Genomic DNA, 22,223 nt, shown 5'->3' with positions numbered 1-22,223 from the left:
CGGCATCGTGATCAATTGGCCGATAGCTCCGCGCGTTCCGCATCGCTCAGATTGCGACGACGTTGGCGGTATGCGCGCAGCGAATTGCGCCAGTCGAGCGCAGCCGCGATGTAATAGATGCCCTTGAACGCGCGCAGCGAATGCCAGATCGGCGTCGTGCCGAAGATATCGCCCGCGAGCAGCGACAGCAGCGCTTCCTTCATGCGCAGCGGGTTCTTCGGGCCCATGAAGAGATTGCGCATCGTCGGCGACGTCATGCGGTAGATGAACCACGAGAACTCGCGCGGGCCATGCCGCACGTCGCGATCGAACTTCGCGAGCGCGGCTTGCGCGCGGGCGGGATGGGCAAGCGCCGTGTCGATCGCTTCCGCGCCCGCGAACGCGCTTTGCATCGCGAGCATCACGCCGGACGAGAACACCGGATCGATGAACGCGAAGGCGTCGCCGAGCAGCAGGAAGTTGCGCCCGTGCGTCATGTCGCCGGTGTACGAATAGTTGCCCGTCGCGTGGACTTCGCTGATCAGTTCGGCATCTTTCAGACGCTCGGCGAGCGGCGCGCACAGCGCGATGGTGTCGCGAAAGTACGTTTCCACCGACGTGCCCTTCGGACGCCGCTTCAGATACGCGGGCCACACGACCGCGCCTATGCTCGTCGCGCCGTCCGCGAGCGGGATGAACCAGAACCAGCCGTGCTCGAACCAGAACACGGTGATGTTGCCTTCGTTCTCGCCGGCGTTGCGGCGCGCATTGCGGAAGTGGCCGTACAGCGCCGACGAGTTGTGACGCTCGTTGCGCCGCTTCGTCTTGAAATGATTCGCGAGCAGCGTATCGCGCCCGGATGCATCGACGACAAAGCGCGCGCGCACTTCTTCGATGCGGCCATCGTCGTGCTCGGCGCCGATCGTCGCGCTGGAGCCGTCCGGCGCGAACACGACATCGCGCGCGCGGCAGGCTTCGCTCACGTGCGCGCCGTGTTTCGACGCGTTGCGCAGCAGAATCTCGTCGAGTTCGGAGCGGCGCACCTGATACGCGCTCGGCATCGACTTGTCCCACGCATCGGCGAACAGAAAGCGCTGCGTGCGATCGCCGTGTTGCGGCGACACGAACTCGGCCGCGAGCTTGACCATGCCGATCGCGCGCACTTCTTCAGCGATGCCGAGCCGCTCGAAGAGCCGCAGATTCGCCGGCAACAGCGATTCGCCGATATGAAAGCGCGGATGCCGCGCCTTCTCCAGCACCCGCACGCGATAGCCGCGGTCCGCGAGCAGCGTCGCCGCCGTCGAACCGGCGGGACCGCCGCCGATCACGACGACGTCCCAGTCCTGCTGCGTTTGCAGCGCTTTAACCATTGCGTTCCTCTTCAGGCGATTCCGCCGTTGATCGACAAGACCTGTCCGGTGACATAAGCCGCCGCATCCGATACCAGATACGCGACCATGCCCGCGATTTCGTCCGCCGTGCCCGCGCGCTGCGCCGGCACCAGTTGTTTGATGCGCTCGGGCGGGAACGCGTTGCCGAGCATCGGCGAATCGATGACGCCCGGCGCTACCGCATTCACCGTGATGCCGCGCGAGGCGAGTTCCTGCGCGAGCGCGCGCGTCGCGCCGATCAGCCCAGCCTTCGCCGCCGCGTAGTTCACCTGGCCGCGATTGCCCATCAGACCCGACAGCGACGACATATTCACGATGCGTCCCCAGCGCGTGCGGATCATCGGCATCAGAAGCGGCTGGGTGACATTGAAAAAGCCGTCGAGCGTGACGTCGAGCACGCGTTTCCATTGCTGGCGCGTCATGCCGGCCATCGGCGCGTCGTCGTGGATGCCCGCGTTGTTCACGAGAATCTGCACCGGGCCGTCCGCCAGAATGCGCGCGAGCGCGCTTTCGGTGGCGTCGGGATCGGTCACGTCGAAGGCGATCGCATGCGCCGTGCCGCCCGCCGCGCAAATGGCTTGCACGCAGCTTTCAGCGCGCTCGATGCCGCCGTTGGCGTGAATCCAGACCTCGTGCCCGGCCGCCGCCAGCGAGCGGCCGACCGCTTGTCCGATCGCGCCGCTGCCGCCTGTCACGAGCGCGCGCATGGCGTGGCTCCCGTCATCGCTTGCATGTGTTTAACGCGTGCGGTGCGCGGCGACGTGCGCCGCGAGCGCGCCGAGGTTCGCGAAGATCTTCTGATTGTCCGGATTGTCCGAGCGCAGCTCGAAGCCGTATTTCTTCGAGATCAGAAGCGCGATCTCCAGGATGTCGATGGAATCGAGCCCGAATCCTTCTTCATACAACCGCGTGTCGGCCGAGACGGCCTTGGGATCGACGTCCTCGAGGTTCAATTCGGTGACGATCAGCTCCGCGAGCTCTCTTTCCAGTTCGTTCATCGTGTGTACAGACCAGCGCAAAAACGCGCGGCGAGGGCCGCTCGGAACACGTGCGCCCCGCGCTTTCCGCACGCTGCCGGCTGCCTGTTATCGAGATAATTGCAGTGGCGAAATTCTAGACGAAGCCCCTTGGGACGCCTAGTAGTAAAGGTAACCGGCCGCACCACTCTCCGCAGCACGATATTTCTGAGAAAAATCAGCGGTTTCGCCCTCTGGCAGGGGGGCCGCGACAGTAGGGTAAAATCGGCCGGTCTGACGAATGTAAGATCATCGAACAATCGGTTACAGACCGGGCCCGCACCCGCGCGGGAAAATACTCGTCAGGCAGGCGACTGCCGGGTTTTTGTTCAACTACCGAGCGTTCATGAAGAGCGCCGCAGCCGCATCCCATGTTGCGTACCTTTTTCTTCCCACCTGTTCTTCCGTGTGCGTTTTGTGCGCCGGGAGCGTGCCGATGAGCCCCGTCCGCATCCTTCGCGCGGCGGGCGTCGTCGGCGCGATCGTCGCGTATCAGCTTGCCGCGCACCATGCCGCGTCCACTCCGGACGCGCACGGGCTGGGGCTCGCGCTCGTTCTCGCGCCGCTCCTGCTCATCACGCTGAACGCCGCTGCGCGCGCGTCGGCGCGGGCGTGGCTGCTGCCGCTCTGGGCGCTCGCCTGCGCGGCGCTGTGGTGCGGGCGCGCGCCGCTCACCGCGCACTTCGGCTGGGGTTTGTGGCTCGAACACGCGAGCTTCAATCTCGCGCTCGCGTGGATGTTCGGCCGCACGCTCGGTCACGGCCGCGAGCCGCTCTGCACCCAGTTCGCGACGATGGTCCACGGCAAGCTCGAAGCGCGCGTCGTGCGCTATACGCGGCGCGTGACGCTCGCGTGGACGCTCTTCTTCGTCGCGACCGCGCTCGTGTCGAGCGTGCTGTTCGCCTGCGCGTCGATCGTCGCGTGGTCCACCTTCGCCAACTATCTCGCGCTGCCGCTCGTCGGGCTGATGTTCGTCGCGGAGTACGCGTGCCGCCGCATCGCGCTGCCGGACATGGAGCCGTCGAGCATCATGGACGCCGTTCGCGCCTACACGCATTCGATGCAGATGCGTCGCAGCGGGGCGCAGTGATGCCGTCGAACTCATCGCCCATGCAAACCTTTCCGCTGGTTTTCCACGCGTCGCCGGATCAGACGATCGCCTGGCGCGACGGCGCGCCCGTCAGCGTGCGCGAATTTCTCGCCGATGTCCGCACGCTCGCCGATGCGCTGCCCGAAGGCGGCCACGTGTTCAACGTCTGCACCGACCGCTATCGCTTCACGGTGAGCCTGTGCGCGACGCTCGTCGCGGGCAAGACGAGCCTGTTGCCGTCGACGCACACGCCGGAAATGGTGCGCGCCCTCGCCTCGTTCGCGCCCGACGCGTTCTGCCTGCACGACAACGACGATTGCGCGATCGATCTGCCGCGTTTTCGCTATCCGAAGACCAACGCGCCCCGAGGCGACGACGAAGCGGCCGTGCCGCACATCGACGGCGCGCGCGTCGTGGCTTACGTGTTCACGTCCGGTTCGACGGGCGCGCCGGTGCCGCATCGCAAGACGTGGGGTTTTCTGGTGAAGAACGTGCGCGCGGCGGCGGCGCGTCTCGGCCTGCTGGGCGTTGCACCCGCGACGCTCATCGGCACCGTGCCGCCGCAGCACATGTACGGCTTCGAATCGACGGTGCTGCTGGCGCTGCTCGGCGGTCTCGCGTTCAGCAACCGCCAGCCGTTCTATCCCGTCGATATCCGCGCGGAACTCGATGCCGTGCCCGAGCCGCGCGTGCTCGTGAGTTCGCCGATCCACCTGCGCGCGCTGTTCGCGAACGAAGATGCGTTGCCGCGCGCCTCGCTGGTGCTGTCGGCGACCGCGCCGCTTTCGGAAAAGCTCGCGCTGGACGCGGAAACGCGCCTGGACGCGCCGCTGATGGAAATCTACGGCAGCACCGAAACCGGCCAGATCGCGACGCGCCGCACCGCGCGCACCGCCGCGTGGGAGCTGTTTCCGGACATCGCGCTGACGCCGCGCGCCGACGATGCCAACGATAGCGGCGGCCAAACCATGTGGGCCTCGGGCGGCCACGTCGAAGTGCCGGTGCCGATGGGCGACGCGCTTGAACTCATCGACGATACGCATTTCCTGCTGCACGGCCGCAAGGCGGATCTGATCAATATCGCGGGCAAGCGCACGTCGCTCGCGTATCTGAATCATCAGTTGAACGCGGTCCCGGGTGTCGTCGATGGCGTGTTCTACATGCCCGATGAAACCCGCGATGGCGCCGACAGCGAAACCGTGCGCCGCCTGATGGCGCTCGTCGTCGCGCCGGAACTCGCGGCGGCGGACTTGCAGCGCGCATTGCGCGAGCGCGTCGACGCCGCGTTCATGCCGCGTCCGCTGCTGTTCGTCGATGCGCTGCCGCGCAACGCCACCGGCAAGCTGCCGCGCGAAGTGCTGACGCAACTGATCGAACAGGAGCGCACGCGCCGCGCGGCGCTGCGCTTCACGGTGCCGCCTGAACATCCCGCGCTCGCCGGCCATTTTCCCGGCCGTCCGATCGTGCCGGGCGTCGTGCTGCTCGATCACGCACTCGATGCGATCGGCTCCGCAATCGGACAGCGCCTCGATGCGTGCAGGATCGAATCCGCGAAATTCCTGAGTCCGGCCGAGCCGGGCGAGCCGCTCGATATCGCCTTCGAGACGGCGGCGAGCGGCGCGATCCGCTTCACGATCCGCGCGGGCGCGCGCGCGGTGGCGAGCGGCGCGCTCGCCGCACCTTCCACGTCGTCCACGGATATGCACGCATCGTGAACAAGCCGCGCAATCGCGACGACTGGGCCGACCGCCAGGAACGCAGCAACTTCGCGTTGCTGCGCTTCATGACGTGGGTGTCGCTGCGCTTCGGGCGGCGCATCGGGCGCGTGTTGCTGCGGATCATCACGGCGTATTTCGTCGTGTTCTCGCCGCGCGCGCGGCGGGCGTCGCGCGCGTATCTGAATCGCGCGCTCGGCCGGCATGCGGGCTGGCGCGATGGGTATCGGCACGTGTTCTCGTTCGCGTCGACGATTCACGACCGCATCTATCTGCTCAATGAACGCTTCGATCTGTTCGACATCCGCACGCACGGCGTCGAGGAAGTCGAAGCCGCGCTCGCCGGCGGACGCGGCGCGTTCCTGATGGGCGCGCATCTCGGCAGTTTCGAGGTGGTGCGCGCGATCGGGCGGGCGCAGCCGCATATCCGCGTCGCGATCACGATGTACGAGGAAAACGCCCGCAAGATCAACGCGATTCTCGCCGCCGTGAATCCCGCCGCGCATCACGATGTGATCGGACTCGGCAAGGTCGATGCGATGCTCAAAGTGCGCGAACGGCTCGATGCGGGCACGCTCGTCGGCATGCTTGCGGACCGTACGCTGCGTCAGGCCGGCGACACCCTCAAGGAACGCGATTTCCTCGGCGCGCCCGCCGCGTTTCCGCTCGGGCCGCTGCACATGGCGGCGGTGCTGCGGCGTCCGGTCGTCTTCATGACGGGGCTGTATCTCGGCGGCAATCGCTACGATATCCACTTCGAGACGCTCGCCGATTTCTCGACGATCGAACGCAGCGAGCGCGCCGCCGCCGTCGATGCCGCGCTCTCGCGCTACGTCGCGCTGCTGGAGAAATATTGCCGCGCGGCGCCGTACAACTGGTTCAACTATTTCGACTTCTGGCAGGCGAATGCCGCAACTGAATCCGCGCCGGCGCGCGCGACGGGCGCCCGTTTGCAGGAAGTCACGAGGGATTCCTGAGCTTATGCGAGTTTTTTCCGCGCTGCTGGGCGCCGCCGTGCTGTGCGCCGCCTCCGCGTTCACTACGTTCGCCGTGGCGGCGGACGCGCCCGCTTCCGGCTGGACGCTCGACCGGCTGATGAACACGCTCGGCGCGAAGAAGTCGGGCCGCGCGCGCTTCACCGAAACGCGCTATCTGAAGATCGCGCAGGAGCCGCTGGAGTCGTCGGGCGAACTGGTGTTCGTCGCGCCCGATCATCTGGAAAAGCATACGGTCAGCCCGAAGCCGGAAAACCTCGTCGTCGATGGCGACATGCTCACGGTCGATCGCAACGGCCGCAAGGTCACGATTGCCCTGCGCAACTATCCGGAACTGGGCGCGTTCATCGAAAGCATTCGCGCGACGCTCGCGGGCAACCGCTTCGCGCTGGAGAACGCGTATACGGTGTCGATCGCGGGCCAGGGCGACGACTGGACGCTCACGCTCGTGCCGATCGATTCACGCATGAAGCAGAAAGTCGCTTCGATCACGCTCGCCGGCACCGGCGCGACACTCGCGCGCGTCGAGATCAGGCAGGCCGATGGCGACCATTCGCTGATGCGCCTGCAAGACGCGTCGGCGCACTGAGCGCGGCATGCGCGCGGTTTCGCGGTCCTTGCGTCAGCCCGCGGTCATCGTCTGGCTGTGCTTTCTCGCGGCGTGCGCGGCGGTCATCGCACGCACGAACTTTTCCGCCGATCTCTCCGCTTTCCTGCCGCGCTCGCCGAGCGAGCAACAGCGCGTGCTCGTCGAGCAGTTGCGCGACGGGCTCGTGTCGCGGCTGATTCTCGTCGGCATCGAGGGCGGCGATGCGAACGGGCGCGCCAACGTCTCGCGCAAGGTCGCGGCGACGCTGCGCGCGGACAAACGCTTTTCCGCGATCAACAACGGCGAACCGGTCGGGCAGGCGCGCGACGAGCGCTTCGTCTTCGAGCATCGTTATCAGTTGAGCCCGGCTGTGACGCCCGCGCGTTTCAGCGAAGCGGGCCTGAAGGATGCGCTCGCCGACAGTCTCGATCTGCTGAGCTCGTCCGCCGGCATGATGGCGAAAGACCTGCTGCCGCACGATCCGACCGGCGAAGTCACCGCGCTCGTCAGTCAACTGGACAGCGGCGCGCAACCCGCGATGCGGGACGGCGCGTGGGCCTCGCGCGACGGCCAGCGCGCCGTGCTGCTCGCGCAAACCGCGAGCGCCGGTTCCGACACCGACGCGCAAGCCAGCGCGATGGCCGCGATCCGCGACGCGTTCCGGCAAGCGACGCCGGGCGCGTCGCCGTATCGCCTGCTGATGACGGGGCCGGGCGTGTTCGCCGTACAAACGCGCGATACGATCATGCGCGACGTGCGCTGGCTGTCGGCGGCGAGCATCGTGCTGATCGTCGTGCTGTTGCTGGCGGTGTATCGCTCGGTGCCGACGCTGCTGCTCGGTTTGATGCCGGTGCTGTCGGGCGTGGCCGCGGGCGTCGCCGCCGTGAGCCTCGCGTTCGGCACCGTGCATGGACTCACGCTCGGCTTCGGCACGACGCTCATCGGCGAGGCCGTCGATTATTCGATCTATCTGTTCGTGCAGTCGGCCGGGGTGCAGCGACGGGAATCGCTCAAGGACTGGGTCGCGAGCTTCTGGCCGACGATCCGTCTGGGCGTGCTGACATCGATCTGCGGCTTCGCGTCGATGCTCTTCTCCGGCTTTCCGGGCCTCGTGCAACTCGGGCTGTATTCGATCGTCGGTTTGTCGACGGCGGGCATCGTCACGCGTTTCGTGCTGCCGTATCTGTTGCCGCAAAACTTCGTGATCCGCGATGTCTCGCGCCTCGGCGATGGGCTCGCGCGCGTCGCGGCGCATGCGTCGCGCCTGCGTGTGGCGCTCGCGGTGCTGCTGCTCGCGGCGGTCGCGGCGCTGCTCATGCAGCGGCACGGGCTCTGGAGTCAGGAGTTGTCCGCGTTGAGCCCGGTGCCGAAGGCCAGCCAGGATCTCGACGAACGCCTGCGTGCGGATGTCGGCGCGCCGGACGTGCGCTATCTCGTCGTGGTGTCGGCGGCGAGCGAGCAGTCGGCGCTCGAACGCGCGGAAGCGGTGGCGCAGCGCCTGCAACCTCTCGTCGATGCGCGCGTGATCGCCGGCTACGAAAGCCCGGCGCGCTATCTGCCGAGCGATGCGGCGCAGCGTGCGCGCATCGCCAGCCTGCCTTCGGCTGGTGATCTCCGCACGCGTCTCGCGATCGCGCTGCGTGATCAAACGATCCGCGTGAAACCCGAAGTCTTCGAGCCTTTCATCGCGGATGTGGAAACCGCCCGCGCGCAACCCCTGCTGCGCCGCGCCGATCTGCAAGGCACGTCGATGGCGCTTGCCGTCGATTCGCTGCTGACCTCACGCGACGGCCGCTGGACCGCGATGCTCCCGTTGCGCGCGGCGCAGGGCTCGGACGTACAGGCGCAGCAGATCCGCGCGGCGGTGGCGGCGTCGCAGGTGCCGGACGCGCTTTTCGTCGATATGAAAGCCGAGGCCGACCGCCTCTATCAAAACTATGTGCGCGAGGACATTCGCCTATCGCTCGGCGGCTTCGCGGCGATCGTCGTGCTGCTCGTGCTCGCGCTGCGCTCGCCGGTGCGGGCGGCGCGCACGCTCGCGCCGCTGGTCGCGGCGGTGATCGTCGTGATCGCGGGGCTTGCGGTCGCGGGCAAGTCGCTCACGATCCTGCATCTGATCGGCATGCTGCTGATCGTTGCGGTCGGGTCGAACTATGCGCTCTTCTTCAACTATCGCGCGCACGCCGAAGACAACGCGATTTCGCCGCAAACGCTCGTCTCGCTCGTGATCGCGAATCTCGCGACCGTGCTCGGTTTCGGCCTGCTCGCGCTGTCCAGCGTGCCGATGCTCAAGACTTTCGGGCTGACGGTCGGCCCCGGCGCGATTCTCGCGCTGCTGTTCTCGGCGATCCTCGCGCCGCGTTCGGGATTTACGCGATGAACCCGCCCGGCGAGCCGCGCCGATGGACCCCGTCGCCCCTGATCGGCGGCGCGGCGGCCGTGCATGCGGGCGCGCTCGCGGCGCTGGCGGTCGCGCCGGCCGCATGGCCGTGGGCGGCAGGCGGCGTGGTTGCGTCGCATCTCGCGCTGACGGCAGCGGGGCTGTGGCCGCGCTCGGCGCTGCTCGGACACAACTGGACGGCGCTGCCGGAATCGGCAGGCGCGCGCATCGCCATCACGATCGACGACGGTCCTGATCCCGACGTCACGCCGCGCGTGCTGGATCTGCTCGATGCATATCACGCGCGCGCGACGTTCTTTTGCATCGGCGAGCGGGCGCGGGAACATCCGCGCATTGTCGAGGCGATCGTCGCGCGCGGGCATGCGGTGGAGAACCATAGCCAGCGTCATCGGCATCATTTTTCTTTGATGGGGCCGGGCGCGTTGCGACGCGAAATCGATGCTGCGCAGGCGACGATTGGCGCGATTGCGGGGGCGCGGCCGCTTTTTTTTCGCGCGCCGGCGGGTTTGCGCAATCCGTTTCTCGAGCCGGTGCTGTGCGGGCTGGGGCTGCATCTCGCGAGCTGGACTCGGCGCGGTTTCGATACCCGATCGGGCGATGCGTCGCTGGTCGCGCGGCGGCTGCTGAAGGGATTCGCGGCCGGCGATATTCTGCTCGTTCACGATGGGCACGCGACGAGGGATGCGCGTGGTGCGCCAGTCGTGCTGGCCGTGCTCGATACGGTTTTGCGGGCGGCGGCGGATCGTGGGTTGGGGACTGTGACCTTGCGCGATGCGGTTTTGGGTCACTAACGAAAGCCTGGAATTCACGAGCCTCCACTGCCCTCCCCCATGCCCCCGACCGCGCTCATCGAAACCGCCAGCCTTCCCTACCGCGCCGCGGGCCGTTTCGCGTGGCACTTCGCGCTCGGCAAATTACGCCATGATCCTTTCTTCAGCCACATCCTCGAGCACGGCCTGATTCCCGATGGCGCGCGCATCCTCGATCTCGGCAGTGGTCAGGGACTGCTCGCCGCGTGGCTCATCGGCGCGCACGCGTTGCATCGCGACAGCGCCAAATGCCAATGGCCCGCGCACTGGCCCGCGCCGCCCGTGCCGCTATCGATACACGGCATCGAGTTGACGTCGCGCGATGTCGACCGCGCGCGCATCGCGTTGAAGGCGCACCAAGCACGCATCCGCTTCGTCTGCGACGACATTCGCACCGCGCCGTTTCCACAGTCGGATGTCATCGTGGCGTGCGATGTGCTGCATTACATCGACGCCGCCGCCCAGGAATCGATCCTGCGCCGCGTGCATGCGAGCCTCGCCGCGGACGGCGTGCTTCTGCTGCGCGTCAGCGATGCCGGCGCTGGCTGGCGTGCAAGCCTCGATCGCGCCGTCGATTTCGGCGTGCAGATCGCCCGCTCCGGGCGCGCGAACGGCCTCACGGTCCGCAGCGAGGCGCAATGGCTCGCGCTGCTCGACGACCTGCGCTTCCAGGTGACGATTCGTCCGATGGGCACCGGTGCGCACAGCGCCAATCGTCTGCTGATTGCGCGACCCATGGATTGAACCGCGCGCGGTCCGAAAGGCCTCGTTTGTTACAATTCATCGAATTCGAACGCCACCGGACTTTGGAAGACGAGCCCGTAGTGAACCCTCTTTTGCTTACGCATTTCACCGCCACCAGCTGCGCGGGACGCGGTCTCGACGCCACGCTTGCGGCGCTATCGACGGGACGCAGCGGACTCACGCCATGCGACTTCGAAGGCGCCGCGCTCTGCACCTATGCGGGCCGCGTCGCCGGCGTCGAGGGCGCGCCGGTACGCGCGGATCTCGCCGAATTCGACTGTCGCAACAACCGTCTCGCACAACTGGCCATGACGCAGGACGGCTTCGACGAACGCGTACGCGAGGCCATCGCTCGTTACGGCGCCGGGCGCGTCGGCATCTTCATGGGCACGAGCACGGCGGGCATTCTGGAAACCGAGCTCGCCTACCAGCGCCGCGATCCGCAGACCGGCGCGCTGCCCGCCGCGTTCAAATACGCCACCACGCACAACCCCTATTCGCTGGCCGCCTTCGTGCGCGCGTATTTCGGGCTGCGCGGACCGGCCATGTCGGTGTCGTCGGCGTGTTCGTCGGGCGCGAAGGTGTTCGGCTCGGCGCGGCGCATGCTCGAAACCGGTCTGATCGATGCAGCCGTGGTCGGCGGCGTCGATACGCTCTGTCTGACGACGCTGTACGGTTTCAACTCGCTCGAACTGCTCGCGCCGGGACCGTGCCGGCCGTTCGATGTGAAGCGCGACGGAATTTCGATCGGCGAGGCAGCGGCGTTCGGACTGCTCGAACGCGATCGCCCCGATCATGCCGATGACGACGCGATCCGCCTGCTCGGCATCGGCGAATCGAGCGACGCATATCACATGTCGTCGCCGCATCCGGACGGACTCGGCGCGCGCATGGCGATGGAACAGGCGCTCGCAAGCGCCGGACTCGATGCGCGCGACATCGGCTACGTGAACCTGCACGGCACCGCGACGCCCAGCAACGACGCCGCCGAGAGCCGCGCTCTCACGAGCCTGTTCGAGCGCGTGCCGTGCAGCTCGACCAAGGGCGCGACGGGCCACACGCTCGGCGCGGCGGGCGCGCTCGAAGCGGTGATCGCCGCGCTCGCGCTGAAGCATCAAATGATTCCGGCAGGCGCGAACACGCGCGAGCCGGACCCCGTCCTCGGCCTCGATTACGTGCTCTCGACGCGAAAAACGCCGTTGCGCGCGGTGCTGTCGAACTCGTTTGGCTTCGGCGGGACGAATTGCAGTCTCGTGTTCGGACGCAAGGGAGCGGCATCGGCATGACTGCATTGCATGGCTTTATCGAAGGCGTCGGCGTGATCGGGCCAGGCCTCGCCGACTGGCCCCGCACCGCCGATGTGCTGACGCGACGCACCACGCGCGAAGCCGCGAAAACCGTGTTGCCGCCGCCGACCGGCCTGCCCTCCGCCGAGCGCCGCCGCACCGGGCCGGTCGTGCGCGCGGCGCTCGCAGCCGCGCACGAAGCGGTAGCGCAAAGCGGCCGCGATGCGGCGACGCTCGCCGCCGTGTTCGCGGCATCGGGCGGCGACGGCGGAAACTTCCACGCGATTTGCGAAACCCTCGCGAGCGACGAGCCGCAACTTTCCCCGACGCGCTTTCACAACTCCGTCCACAACGCCCCCGCGGGCTACTGGAGCATCGCGACGCGCGCGATGGCCGCATCGAACGTGCTCTGCGCGTACGACGGCAGCTTTGCCGCGGGCTTGCTGGAGAGCCTCGCGCAAGTGCGCGTCGATGGCGCGGCGACGTTGCTGGTCGCTTACGACACCGATTATCCGGAGCCGTTGCGCCACGTCCGCCCGATTGCCGATGCCTTCGGCGTCGCGCTCGTTCTCGCGCCCGAGAAAAGCGAGCGCACGCTTGCGCGGATCGAGGCGCGTCTCACCGATGCCGGCGCGCTCACTTTCGCCGATGCCGATCTCGAAGCGCTGCGGCTTTCGAATCCCGCAGCGCGCGCGCTGCCGTTGCTCGAAGCGCTTGCGCGTGGGACGGCATCGCGCGTCGTGCTCGATTATCTCGATGACACGCGCGTGGCCGTCGACATCGATCCATCATGACGGCCGCGCAAACACTCGATCGCGACTGGATCGCCGCGCGCATTCCGCACAGCGGCTCGATGTGTCTGCTGGATGCCGTCGTCGCGTGGGATGCGGAGCGCATCCGCTGCACGGCCACGAGCCATCGCGCCGCCGACAATCCGTTGCGCTCGAAGGGACGGCTTGCGTCGGTGTGCGGCATCGAATACGCGGCGCAGGCGATGGCGACGCACGGCGCGCTGGTCGGCATGGAAGGCAAGCGTCCGCGCGTCGGCATGCTGACGAGCGTGCGCGGCGTGCAGACGCATATCGAGCGGCTCGACACGCTCGATGGTCCGCTCGATATCGAAGCCGAGCGCATCGGCGGCGATGACAACACCGTGCTCTATCGTTTTGCCGTGCGCTGCGCGGATCGACTGCTGCTGAGCGGACGCGCCGCTGTGATTCTCGATGCCGCTCAGGCCGCCGGTTTGGTCGCGCAATAAGCGGAAAAAATGCCGAGCTCGACATCGCGGCGCACGTTCGCGAAACCCGCGCGCGTGATGGCGGCGATCACGGTATCGGGTGGCACGCAAGCCTCGATCGTGTCCCAGTAGTAACGCATCAGTTCGACGCTTTCCTCTTTCTTCCCGACGATGCGCGCGATCATCGGCACGACGCCGCGCATATAGAACTTCAGCGCGGCGACACCCACGTCATGTGCGGGCCGCGTGATTTCGAGCACGCAAAGCCGGCCGCCGGGCGTGAGTACGCGGAAATATTCGTCGAAAACTTTCGCGAGATCGCTCACGTGGCGCAGCGCGAAACCCATGCTCAGGAAATCGTAGGCGGCGCTGTCGCAGGGCAAGTCTTCGGCGGCGCCGATTCGCGTCTGTACGCCGATCGGCAGATGCGCCTGCCCGACCATGCCCGGACTCGGATCGACGCCGGTGACGAGCGCCGGATCGCCCGTTATCGCGACCGCTTCCTTCGTGACGAGCCCGGTTCCCATGCCGACATCGAGCACGCGCATGCCGCGCGCGAGACCAGCGGAACGCAGCGCGCGGTTGCGATACCACGGGCCGGAGCCGAAAGCCATCGCGCGTTCGATCGCGTCGTAGTCGGAGGCGGTGCGGTCGAAGATGCCGCGCAGCCAGAGGCGTCGTCGGGATTCGTCTGGGTAGTAGGTCGTGAGAGGCTCGTGCGGGGCTGTTTCGTCGGGCCGGGTCATTGAGTCTCCTGTCTCATCGAACCGTTTCGAATTTTGGATGCAGAGTGCTTAATACCATAATTCGATGAGGCCCGGCCTGCCGGCCCTACTCTGGCATCGCTGCCAACGCTGGCGCTTTCGTTGCCGCAACCATGGCTATCGGCGTAGCCACGACCACCGGCGCGGGCAAGGCCAACGTCAACGCCTTGCGCGCGCGCATCATCGAATTGCGCACGCGCCGTTCCGGGCGGCTCAGCATCCCGCCGCCGACGAGCGCGACGAACGAGGCGATCAGAGGCACCGCGAGCAGCATCGTCGCGAATTTGAAGAGGCCGAGCTTGAGCGGACTACGCGACGCCCAGGCCGACCACGCGATCGCGAAGCACACATACGCGATAGCGGCCGGCGCACCCGCCAGTTCCGGCACGCCGACGCGTTGCGCGAAAGGCATCGGGAAAATCAGAACGAAGACCGCGACGCTGGACATCGCATGAACGAGAAGCACACGCCGCCGCCTCACAAGACCTGTGATCGACCAGAACGCCAGCACGAGCACGAAAGGCGGACACGCGGCCACCACGGCCGCGAGCGCGAGATACACCACGACGCCGCTCAGCAGATTGCGCAGATACCCCTCCGATGACGCGTACCAGACCATGTACGCCGCGGCGAACGACGCCACGCACGCAATGAACGCCGCCATGCCGCTGCGCCCGTCCGGCGAAACGACGAGCCTCAGCGACAGAAGACTCGTGAAGCCCACGAGATAAACCAGGAACCGCATAACCGAAAAACGCTGTTTCATACCACGCCCCTTTCCCCTGACGGTGCGAGCGGTCATCAGCAAGGCCGCTCTGTCGCGCGATATCGCCGTATCGCGCTGCAGGAGACCTTACGAGACCCGTCCTCGCCCATCTATCGCCCGCGTCCGAATTCGAATGACGGATCGCAAGCTCAAAAAGCGCCGCCGCGAATAGCCTTTCGGTCTTTCGCGGTCGACGTCTCTTTATCGACTGGGGAATGGAGAATCTTTAGCCCCCGGTGCGGGGCTAGAGGGGCAAAACCAACAACGTCAGCGGGCGAGCGGTTTTGCCAGTTCCATCGACGACGCGCGCACGAAGTTACCGGCGCCGAGATGGTGAATCGTGTGCAGCGGCTGGTTCGACTCGTCGATGGTCCAGTGGCCATCGACGAACACGCGCGCATCGGCGGCCGCCGCGACGACTTCGGCGAAGCAGGTGTCGTAGGCGTCTTCCGTGTGCTTCTCGTCGATCAGCCTGCATTCGAGCCACGCCGAACAGTTCGTCTCGATGAGCGGCAGGCCGAGCACCGGCCCCTTCACCGTCTCGATGCCGAAGGCTTCGAACTTGTCGATCTCGCGCCCGCTCGACGAGCCGACGGCATACGTGAGATCGATCATCGCCGCCCCCGGAACGATGACACCGAACGTGCCGCTTGCGGCGGCGAGCTCGCGCGTGTACGTGCGCTTGTCGATCACGACGGCGATGCGTGGCGGCGTGAATTCCACCGGCATCGACCAGGCGGCGGCCATCACGTTGCGCCGGCCGCCGTGCGCGCTCGTGACCAGAACGGTCGGGCCATGGTTAATGAGACGGCTGGCGTGCTCCAGCTTGACAGGACGAAAGTGGCTCATGGTTTTATGAATGCAAAAGACAATTCGAGCGATTGTATGCGACGTTCAAAATGCACGCGCGACCGTCTGTGATCGATGCCCGGAGTTGCGGCGCCCACTCCTTGATCTCGTTCGAGATGTTGCAGTGCAGTCGCTGGCTGGCTGAAGTCGATGGATTCGATCCACGCTTCGGGCTTGTTCGACGCGATAAGTGAGCAGAGTGCCATTTGCACACGCACCCTCGGCTTTAAGCGACTCTCGCGAGCGGCGTACCTATCGGCCGGCATGATGGCTTGACGGGTCTGTCATCGTCTCTTCCAGCTTCTCCACAAGAAATTCTGCAAAGACCGCGACCGCGGGCGGCACCGGTGGACGGCTCGTGTAAACCAGTTGCAGGCCGAGGCCCGAGTTCGCGCGTCGATAGCTCGGCAGTACCCGCACCAGTTTTCCCTGCGCTAGGGCCGGGTCGACCATCAACTGCGGCAGCAACGCAATGCCCAGCCCAGCGATACAGGCTTGCGCCAGCACTCGCATGTCGTTGACCGCGAACCGGCTGTCAATCGAAATCTCCTGACTGCCGCGCGGGCCCTGCAGACGCCATGTGCCACGCCCCTGGCGGGTGGATATCGTCAGGCAGTCGTGTCCGGCGAGTTCCCGCAGCGTGCGTGGTGCAGGACGGCGTTCCAGATAGACCGGACTCGCCGCGAGAATCATTGCATTCGGCGCCAGCCGACGCGTCTTGAAACCGCTACCGGTCTCGATTCCCATGCGCACGGCGAGATCGATGCGCTCGGAGATGAGATCAGTCGGCGTATCGTCGAGCACGAAGTCGAGGCTGATCCTGGGATATCGCGCATAGAACTCGACTAGCCATTCCATGCCGATGAGTTCAAACAAACCTGCCATCGACGCCACGCGCACCGAGCCGGACGGCGCCTGCTCGTCTGCATGTAGCCGCCCTATCTCGAAGATCCGGTCGAGCGCAGGCGCATAGCGTTCGAACAACACCTGGCCCTCCGCGCTCAGCGAGAGCTTGCGAGTAGAGCGATGCAACAGACGAGTGCCGAGCTGGCCTTCGAGTTGATCGATTCTTCTGCTGAGCGTGTTCGCGGGCATGCCCAGGCGCCGCGCCGCCTCCGAGAAACTGCTCGCGCGGACCACCTGGACGAACATTGCGAGGTCGTTCAGATCGAGCATTTTATTTCTCCAAAAATGGATTAATCCAATCCGATTTTACCGTCTAGTGTTGGACACCGTTCTTACCCATACTTGAGGTTCGCGCAGTAGGTGGCCGCCTCGCAGTTCGATTTGCCAACGAGCTTTCCCAACGCCCGCCCCTCCCCGGCACCGCGCACGAGCGCGACAACTCAACGTTTCAAGGAGCCTGATTTGAAGAGGCATTTGATCATCGCGGCCGGAGCACTCGCCGCTTCGCTGTCGTTTTCGGCGTTTGCAGACATCGCGACGTACCAGTTCGGCAAGACATACGGCTTCAGCATGAAGACCAAGCTGCTCATCTCGGCCGAAGCACTCAAGCAGTAAGCGATTCGGAGCGTAGCGCTCTCCTTGCAAAACCTAACGGAAAGCAATCATGTCGAACACACAGAAACTCATCGCCGTCGTCGGCGCAACTGGTCAGCAAGGCGGCGCCGTCGTGCGCGCGCTGCAGGCAAGCGGCCAATTCAAAGTGCGAGCGTTGACGCGCAATCCAGCCGCGCATCCGAAGCTGGGTGACGAAGTCGTTCTGGCGGACTTCAATCGTACGGAAACGCTCAAAGCGGCGTTTGCCGGAGCGTATGGCGTTTTTCTTGTGACCAACTCATGGGAAGCAGGAGCGGACGAACGCGGCCAGGCGCTGGCCGCTGTCACCGCAGCGAAAGAGGCTGGCGTCCAGCACCTCATCTGGTCGACTCTGCCGAATGTGGAAGCGATCAGCCGTGGCGACATTGATGTCCCGCATTTCACGAACAAGGCGAAGGTCGAACGCATCGTGACTGAAGCCGGATTTGCCCATCACACGTTCGTGATCGCGCCGTTCTACTACCAGAACCTGCTCGGCGCAATGGGCCCGCAAAAACAGGCAAACGGCACGACGGGTTGGGCGCTGCCGCTGGATCGCGAGCGGCGGGTCATTCATGCGGGCGACATCACTGAACTCGGCCGGCTGGTGGCTGGCGCGTTCGCGCAACCGGAACTCGCGGGACGCGGTGAACATTTACCGCTGGTGGGTGACTTCCTCAGCTTCAACGAAATCATCGCCACGTTGAATCGACAAGGAAACGCGTTCTCGTTCACGCAGGTCCCGCGCGAGGTTTTTGCTACGTGGTTTCCCGGCGCCGGAGATATCGCTTCCATGCTCGCGTACTTCGAGGCGCACACGTATCTCGGCTCGGATTCGCGCGACGCGATCGCGCTCGCGAACAAAGTCGCCGGTCGGCAGCCCACGAGTTTTGCCGAGTGGGCCAGAGCAAACTTTGCAATCCCGGCGGCCTGATAAAAAGGCCTTTCAGGCCGATCAGGTCCGATGCGTCTGTTCATCATCGCTGTTCGACGATGTTCACCGGATACTTCCTCAACTGCGCGCAGACCGAATCCGATGGCTTGGCGGGCGCCATTTCGTCGCGGCGTGCGCTGCGCGAGGAACGCCAGCGGATTGGACTATCCGACTCGTACCCGCTGCCCCGTCGCGGAGGACCGTTCGATGGCATCGAGCGTCATATGCAGTACGAGGGCGTCGTCGAAATCGGGCGCCGTATGCGTGCCGTGCCGCAGGTCATTCGCCATCAACTTGTAGATACCGGCGACGTTCCGGGCTATCGCAGCGACGGTATGTCCGCCGATGACGGAAAGCAGCGTCGCGCCGTTTTTGGAATCCATTGCATACGCGTCGCCGCGTGCTATTTCATCGCCCCAGGTGAAACCGGAACCAAGATATGTCGATGACAAGACCTCGCCGACAAAACCATCGGCCACCAGCCGGCGTACGTACTCCAGTTCAGGCGACACGATCGCCTGCGTTCCGATGACGGACAGCGCGCCCTTCCCGTGCGCGAGCCCGGCAGGCTCGGTGGCCTCGGCCAGTCCATTCGCGAGCGGCCATTCGTTTTCTTCCGGCGATGCACGCACGCAGACCCGTGGACCGGTATCCGAGATACTCTGCACAAGGTACGGACTTAAAGTCATCGCACCGATAGCGCTTGCGATGAGTATCCAGCGCGATACACACGGAATCGGCAACTGACTTAATGAAATCCTTCTGAAGGAAACAAAAATGCCGAAGGACGTAGATCCTCTGCTGACCCCCGATCTACTCCACGCCCTGTCCTCAATGGGCCACGGTGACGAAATCGCCGTCGTCGTGACCGCGACAAGATTTGCTTGTGGGGAATCGGCCATTCTGGCGGCGCCGCCATGATTGCCGCCGCCGATGAGCCGCGCGTTGCCGCAATAGTCTTGAACATGCCATTTCAGTCCGGCGCTTATGACGCAGCGAACTTCCCTCCCGGCCTACTGCAAAAGGTCTGGAAGGACCGTGAAGCGCAAACCGCTTCAGCGAATCCGCAGCCGACCTATATACCCCTCTGGCCCACCTCAAAGGCAAACGCCCGCGGTGAAGAAGGTGAGTGCAGATTGAAGTCCACACCACCGATGACACGGAGAGGGAATCACGAATGCTTACTTGACGACAGCCGAAAGTGCCGTATGATGGGTCTCTATATTGCGGTGCAGCAAAATCGCGCTCGGTCATAAATACAGCTTTTTCTACGAAGCTGAACACAGGAGCAACAATGTTTCCTTCCTCTTTCGCGAATCAAACGTTTGTCTACCCGGCAGCAAGCCTCCAGGTCCTCGTGAATGTTGCAAAGCGGTATGCGAGCGGGCTTCAGCAACTTGCTGAACTGAATGTGCAGACGGCCAAGACCGTCTTCGAAGAAAGCACTGCCGTTGCCAAGGCCGGCCCGCAGGCAAAACCCGCCGATTTCCTGAGCTGGCAATCGACTCTGCTCGCCGAGACGCCCGAAAAGGCGGCTGCTTATACGCGGCATTTCTGGCAGATCGTTCGTGCGACGCAGACGGACATTCTCAACGAGGCGCGTGGCCCAATCGAGCAGTTCGGCTTCGGACTGAAGAAGGCGTCCGAATCTGCTTCGCAAGAGGCCGTCGGACTGCTATCGAGTGCCGCCGAGGCATCGACCGATCTTGCGGATGCGGGCGCCGAGGCGATCGAGTCATCCGAGAAGGCCGTTCGTTCTGCCAAGGCCGACGCGAAGCGCTAATCCGTGCCGTCAGCCCTGACGTGCCACTGTTGACTTTCGAAACCCGCATCACGCGGGTTTTTTATTCTGCTCGACCCGACGGGAAAATCGATGAATCCATTCCATCCGCTTGCGTGGGCGCACGACTCGTTCTGGTCGATGTTTCCGCGCGAACTCGTCGGTCTCACGGCGCAATTCTTCGACAATGCCGAGACAGCGGTCGCAAGCCCTGCGACTCCGCTGCAATCGGAAAGTGAAACGAAAAAGACATCCTCCGAAGATGAACCGCCGCACAGCGACGACCCGATCGCGCAAGCGGGCGCTCATCGCTGGTTGAGCAAGAGTTTCGAGCATGGCAACGAGCGCTATCGATTCAAAGTCTACGTTCCGACCGCATACGAAGGCCAGCCGCTGCCGATGATCGTCATGCTCCACGGCGCGCAGCAGGACCCGGACGACTTCGCGTCGGGGACCGAAATGAACATCGTCGCCGAGGAGAACGGCTTTATCGTCGTCTATCCGGAGCAGTCGGAAAGTTCGAATCCACTGAGGTGCTGGAACTGGTTCATGCCGGCGAATCAGACGCGCGAATCAGGCGAAGCGGCGGCCGTCGCGGCCCTCACGCGCGAGGTCGCGGCCACGTATAACGTGGATCGCGCTCGCGTTTATATCGCGGGTATGTCGGCTGGTGGAGCATTGGCCGTCAATCTTGCGGTGACGCATCCGGAGCTTTACGCGGCCGCGGCGATTCATTCGGGCCTGGCGTTCGGCGTCGCCGACGAGCAGATGACAGCACTCTGCGCGATGAATGACGGCAAGGGCAAAGTGCGCTTGCCCGACATCCTGTCCGGCGGCCCCAAACCGCACGCGGTACCTCTGATCGTTTTTCACGGCGATGCCGACGACACGGTGCATCCGCGCAACAGCGAACAGATCGTGGCGATGAGCCAGTTGCTGCATGGCATGTCCGACGACGCAGTGACGTCATCCTCGATATACGTCGCCGACGACGCGGGTGGCCACGCCTATACCCGGCACGTGTTTCATGATCGTGACGGTGAATCGATCGGCGAGCAGTGGGTCGTACACGGACTCGGTCACGCGTGGTCCGGAGGCCATCCCGACGGCACCCATACGGACATGCGCGGACCGGCGGCGAGCCGTGAGATTGCGCGATTCTTCGGTCAATTCACGAGAGACGGCAGCCGGCAATACTGACGGCAAGCGCTTATGCGTGGCGAAGTACATCCGCGAGAAGCCGACCGCTTCTCTGTGATACTCATCGCATCACAGAAAAAATTCAGGACGGAGCAACTTGCCTTAGGTGACAAGGGTGTACCGTGCCGCCCCTCTTCGGCTTGTGCCCGTTCGCGTAAGACTCGATAGATTTGCACCTTTTCATGGGGCGACAGTGACCGCCAAGGAACTCGCCATGCACATCCTAGCCGTCGCTACTTGACGGTCAATGCCAGCGGCTCGGGTCTGCGCGAAGCCGCTCCATCGCACCCGCTCGCCGGTTCGGCACCCCGCTGAAACTCGGCTTGACAGACACTCTAAAGATATATATCTTTAGATATGTTTTACGACATATCTGGAGTGTTCCTATGAGATCCCGTTGTTTTCAACGTGCGCGTGAAGCCGGTTTCCGCGCATTCGGTTTTGGTTCTCCCTTCGAAGCCCCCGAGTGGGCTGAACGCTTCGCCTTCGAGCGCTGGGGCATGATCGGACGGCATCGTCATGGCGGCGGCGGCCGCTTCGGCGGTGGTCCCGGCGGCATGGGCGGAATGGGCGGCATGGGCGGTGGATTCGGCGGCGAGGACGGCATGCCGCGCGGCCGCAAGTTCTCGTCCGACGATCTGCAACTGCTGTTGCTCGCGCTGCTCGCCGAAGCGCCGCGCCACGGCTACGAACTCATCAAGGCGCTGGAAGACCGCTCGAACGGCTTCTACGCGCCGAGCCCCGGCATGGTCTATCCAGCGCTCACGTATCTCGAAGAACTGGGCCATACGACCGTCGAACTGGAAGGCAATCGCAAGCGCTATGCGCTGTCCGATGCGGGCCGCGAATACCTCGCATCGAACCGCGAGCGCGTGGACATCATGCTCGCGAAACTCACGCACTTCGCGCGCAAGATGGATCTCGTGCGGCGCGCATACATGGGCGAGGAAGCCGATGACGCTTCGGCCGACAGCGGCTGGGCGCCCGAACTGATCGCCGCGCGCCGCGCGCTGAAGAAAGCGCTGCTCTTGCGCACCGATGCGCCGCAGGACGAACAACGCCGCATCGCCGCGATCCTTGCCCGCGCCACTGCGGAAATCGAACAGAATCCCGCGCCGAAGCAGGCCTAAGAAGGAGCC

Annotated in this window: 23 protein-coding genes and 1 pseudogene; 16 read left to right on the top strand and 8 right to left on the bottom strand. The window is 65.0% G+C overall.

Annotated features, from left to right (window positions below; genetic code table 11):
- Positions 1–11: 11 nt before the first annotated feature.
- Genes NK8_RS28280 through NK8_RS28270 form a run of 3 tightly spaced genes read right to left on the bottom strand, consistent with a single transcriptional unit; the run spans position 12 to position 2,368 of the window.
- Positions 12–1,349 carry an NAD(P)/FAD-dependent oxidoreductase gene (locus NK8_RS28280; RefSeq protein ID WP_213233060.1) on the bottom strand — a complete coding sequence of 446 codons (1,338 nt, stop codon included), beginning with the start codon at positions 1,347–1,349 and terminating at the stop codon, positions 12–14.
- 11 nt (positions 1,350–1,360) lie between these two features.
- Positions 1,361–2,077, bottom strand: a complete 717-nt coding sequence (gene fabG / locus NK8_RS28275; protein WP_213233059.1) for a 3-oxoacyl-ACP reductase FabG — start codon at positions 2,075–2,077, stop codon at positions 1,361–1,363.
- A 30-nt stretch (positions 2,078–2,107) separates the two neighbouring features.
- Positions 2,108–2,368, bottom strand: coding sequence for a phosphopantetheine-binding protein (locus NK8_RS28270; RefSeq protein WP_061173699.1), 261 nt, complete (start codon positions 2,366–2,368; stop codon positions 2,108–2,110).
- Between the two features lie 454 nt (positions 2,369–2,822).
- Here NK8_RS28270 and NK8_RS28265 point away from each other — a divergent pair, with 454 nt between their 5' ends.
- The 10 genes from NK8_RS28265 to NK8_RS28220 all read left to right on the top strand — a co-directional run bounded on the left by NK8_RS28265 (position 2,823) and on the right by NK8_RS28220 (position 13,273).
- Positions 2,823–3,476, top strand: a complete 654-nt coding sequence (locus NK8_RS28265) for a hypothetical protein (protein WP_213233058.1) — start codon at positions 2,823–2,825, stop codon at positions 3,474–3,476.
- A 20-nt stretch (positions 3,477–3,496) separates the two neighbouring features.
- Entirely contained in the window at positions 3,497–5,191 is a 1,695-nt protein-coding gene (locus tag NK8_RS28260) for an AMP-binding protein (RefSeq protein WP_213233057.1), read from the top strand.
- A gap of 68 nt (positions 5,192–5,259) precedes the next feature.
- Complete coding sequence (locus tag NK8_RS28255) at positions 5,260–6,168, top strand: acyl-CoA synthetase (RefSeq protein ID WP_213233232.1); 909 nt, start codon at positions 5,260–5,262, stop codon at positions 6,166–6,168.
- 4 nt (positions 6,169–6,172) lie between these two features.
- Positions 6,173–6,775, top strand: a complete 603-nt coding sequence (locus NK8_RS28250) for an outer membrane lipoprotein carrier protein LolA (RefSeq protein WP_213233056.1) — start codon at positions 6,173–6,175, stop codon at positions 6,773–6,775.
- Positions 6,776–6,782: 7 nt separating this feature from the next.
- Complete coding sequence (locus NK8_RS28245) at positions 6,783–9,155, top strand: MMPL family transporter (protein WP_213233055.1); 2,373 nt, start codon at positions 6,783–6,785, stop codon at positions 9,153–9,155.
- Complete coding sequence (locus NK8_RS28240; RefSeq protein ID WP_213233054.1) at positions 9,152–9,967, top strand: polysaccharide deacetylase family protein; 816 nt, start codon at positions 9,152–9,154, stop codon at positions 9,965–9,967. Before NK8_RS28245 ends, NK8_RS28240 begins: the two co-directional genes overlap by 4 nt.
- A 39-nt stretch (positions 9,968–10,006) precedes the next feature.
- The gene (locus NK8_RS28235) at positions 10,007–10,729 is read left to right on the top strand and encodes a bifunctional 2-polyprenyl-6-hydroxyphenol methylase/3-demethylubiquinol 3-O-methyltransferase UbiG (RefSeq protein ID WP_213233053.1); all 723 of its coding nucleotides are present in this window, start codon (positions 10,007–10,009) and stop codon (positions 10,727–10,729) included.
- Positions 10,730–10,809: 80 nt separating this feature from the next.
- A complete protein-coding gene (locus NK8_RS28230; protein ID WP_213233052.1) occupies positions 10,810–12,015 on the top strand; it encodes a beta-ketoacyl-[acyl-carrier-protein] synthase family protein in 1,206 nt (401 codons plus the stop codon).
- Positions 12,012–12,809: a beta-ketoacyl synthase chain length factor gene (locus NK8_RS28225; RefSeq protein ID WP_213233051.1), complete on the top strand. Its 798-nt coding sequence runs from the start codon at positions 12,012–12,014 to the stop codon at positions 12,807–12,809. The genes NK8_RS28230 and NK8_RS28225 overlap by 4 nt, the downstream gene beginning before the upstream one ends.
- Positions 12,806–13,273 (top strand): hotdog family protein, encoded by a 468-nt coding sequence (locus NK8_RS28220; RefSeq protein WP_213233050.1) that lies wholly within the window; start codon positions 12,806–12,808, stop codon positions 13,271–13,273. Before NK8_RS28225 ends, NK8_RS28220 begins: the two co-directional genes overlap by 4 nt.
- Here the strand turns inward: NK8_RS28220 and NK8_RS28215 are convergent.
- From NK8_RS28215 to NK8_RS28200, 4 genes are all read right to left on the bottom strand, one after another.
- Positions 13,246–13,998, bottom strand: a complete 753-nt coding sequence (locus tag NK8_RS28215) for a class I SAM-dependent methyltransferase (RefSeq protein ID WP_213233049.1) — start codon at positions 13,996–13,998, stop codon at positions 13,246–13,248. The two genes, NK8_RS28220 and NK8_RS28215, sit on opposite strands and share 28 nt — an antisense overlap.
- A gap of 85 nt (positions 13,999–14,083) precedes the next feature.
- Positions 14,084–14,782, bottom strand: coding sequence for a hypothetical protein (locus NK8_RS28210; RefSeq protein WP_225936497.1), 699 nt, complete (start codon positions 14,780–14,782; stop codon positions 14,084–14,086).
- 267 nt (positions 14,783–15,049) lie between these two features.
- Positions 15,050–15,631 carry a flavin reductase family protein gene (locus NK8_RS28205; RefSeq protein WP_213233048.1) on the bottom strand — a complete coding sequence of 194 codons (582 nt, stop codon included), beginning with the start codon at positions 15,629–15,631 and terminating at the stop codon, positions 15,050–15,052.
- Positions 15,632–15,883: 252 nt separating this feature from the next.
- Positions 15,884–16,807, bottom strand: coding sequence for a LysR family transcriptional regulator (locus NK8_RS28200; RefSeq protein WP_213233047.1), 924 nt, complete (start codon positions 16,805–16,807; stop codon positions 15,884–15,886).
- Positions 16,808–16,999: 192 nt separating this feature from the next.
- Between NK8_RS28200 and NK8_RS43730 the strand changes: the two are divergent.
- A pseudogene (locus NK8_RS43730) lies at positions 17,000–17,104 on the top strand (polyisoprenoid-binding protein); the annotation flags it as partial.
- A gap of 97 nt (positions 17,105–17,201) precedes the next feature.
- Positions 17,202–18,104: an NmrA/HSCARG family protein gene (locus tag NK8_RS28185; protein WP_213233046.1), complete on the top strand. Its 903-nt coding sequence runs from the start codon at positions 17,202–17,204 to the stop codon at positions 18,102–18,104.
- A 164-nt stretch (positions 18,105–18,268) separates the two neighbouring features.
- Here the strand turns inward: NK8_RS28185 and NK8_RS28180 are convergent, their stop codons facing one another.
- Positions 18,269–18,940, bottom strand: a complete 672-nt coding sequence (locus NK8_RS28180) for a hypothetical protein (RefSeq protein WP_367657812.1) — start codon at positions 18,938–18,940, stop codon at positions 18,269–18,271.
- On the opposite strand from NK8_RS28180, the gene NK8_RS43725 reads away from it, so the two are divergent.
- From NK8_RS43725 to NK8_RS28160, 4 genes are all read left to right on the top strand, one after another.
- Positions 18,882–19,025: an RbsD/FucU domain-containing protein gene (locus NK8_RS43725; protein ID WP_213233044.1), complete on the top strand. Its 144-nt coding sequence runs from the start codon at positions 18,882–18,884 to the stop codon at positions 19,023–19,025. The genes NK8_RS28180 and NK8_RS43725 overlap by 59 nt on opposite strands.
- A 280-nt stretch (positions 19,026–19,305) precedes the next feature.
- Entirely contained in the window at positions 19,306–19,887 is a 582-nt protein-coding gene (gene phaP, locus NK8_RS28170) for a TIGR01841 family phasin (RefSeq protein ID WP_213233043.1), read from the top strand.
- A gap of 90 nt (positions 19,888–19,977) precedes the next feature.
- Positions 19,978–21,084 carry a PHB depolymerase family esterase gene (locus NK8_RS28165; RefSeq protein ID WP_213233042.1) on the top strand — a complete coding sequence of 369 codons (1,107 nt, stop codon included), beginning with the start codon at positions 19,978–19,980 and terminating at the stop codon, positions 21,082–21,084.
- Between the two features lie 386 nt (positions 21,085–21,470).
- A complete protein-coding gene (locus NK8_RS28160) occupies positions 21,471–22,214 on the top strand; it encodes a PadR family transcriptional regulator (RefSeq protein WP_213233041.1) in 744 nt (247 codons plus the stop codon).
- The last annotated feature ends 9 nt before the right edge of the window (positions 22,215–22,223 follow it).

The sequence above is a fragment of the Caballeronia sp. NK8 genome, assembly GCF_018408855.1.
Lineage (GTDB): Bacteria > Pseudomonadota > Gammaproteobacteria > Burkholderiales > Burkholderiaceae > Caballeronia.
This window is presented reverse-complemented; position numbering and strand designations above follow the sequence as displayed.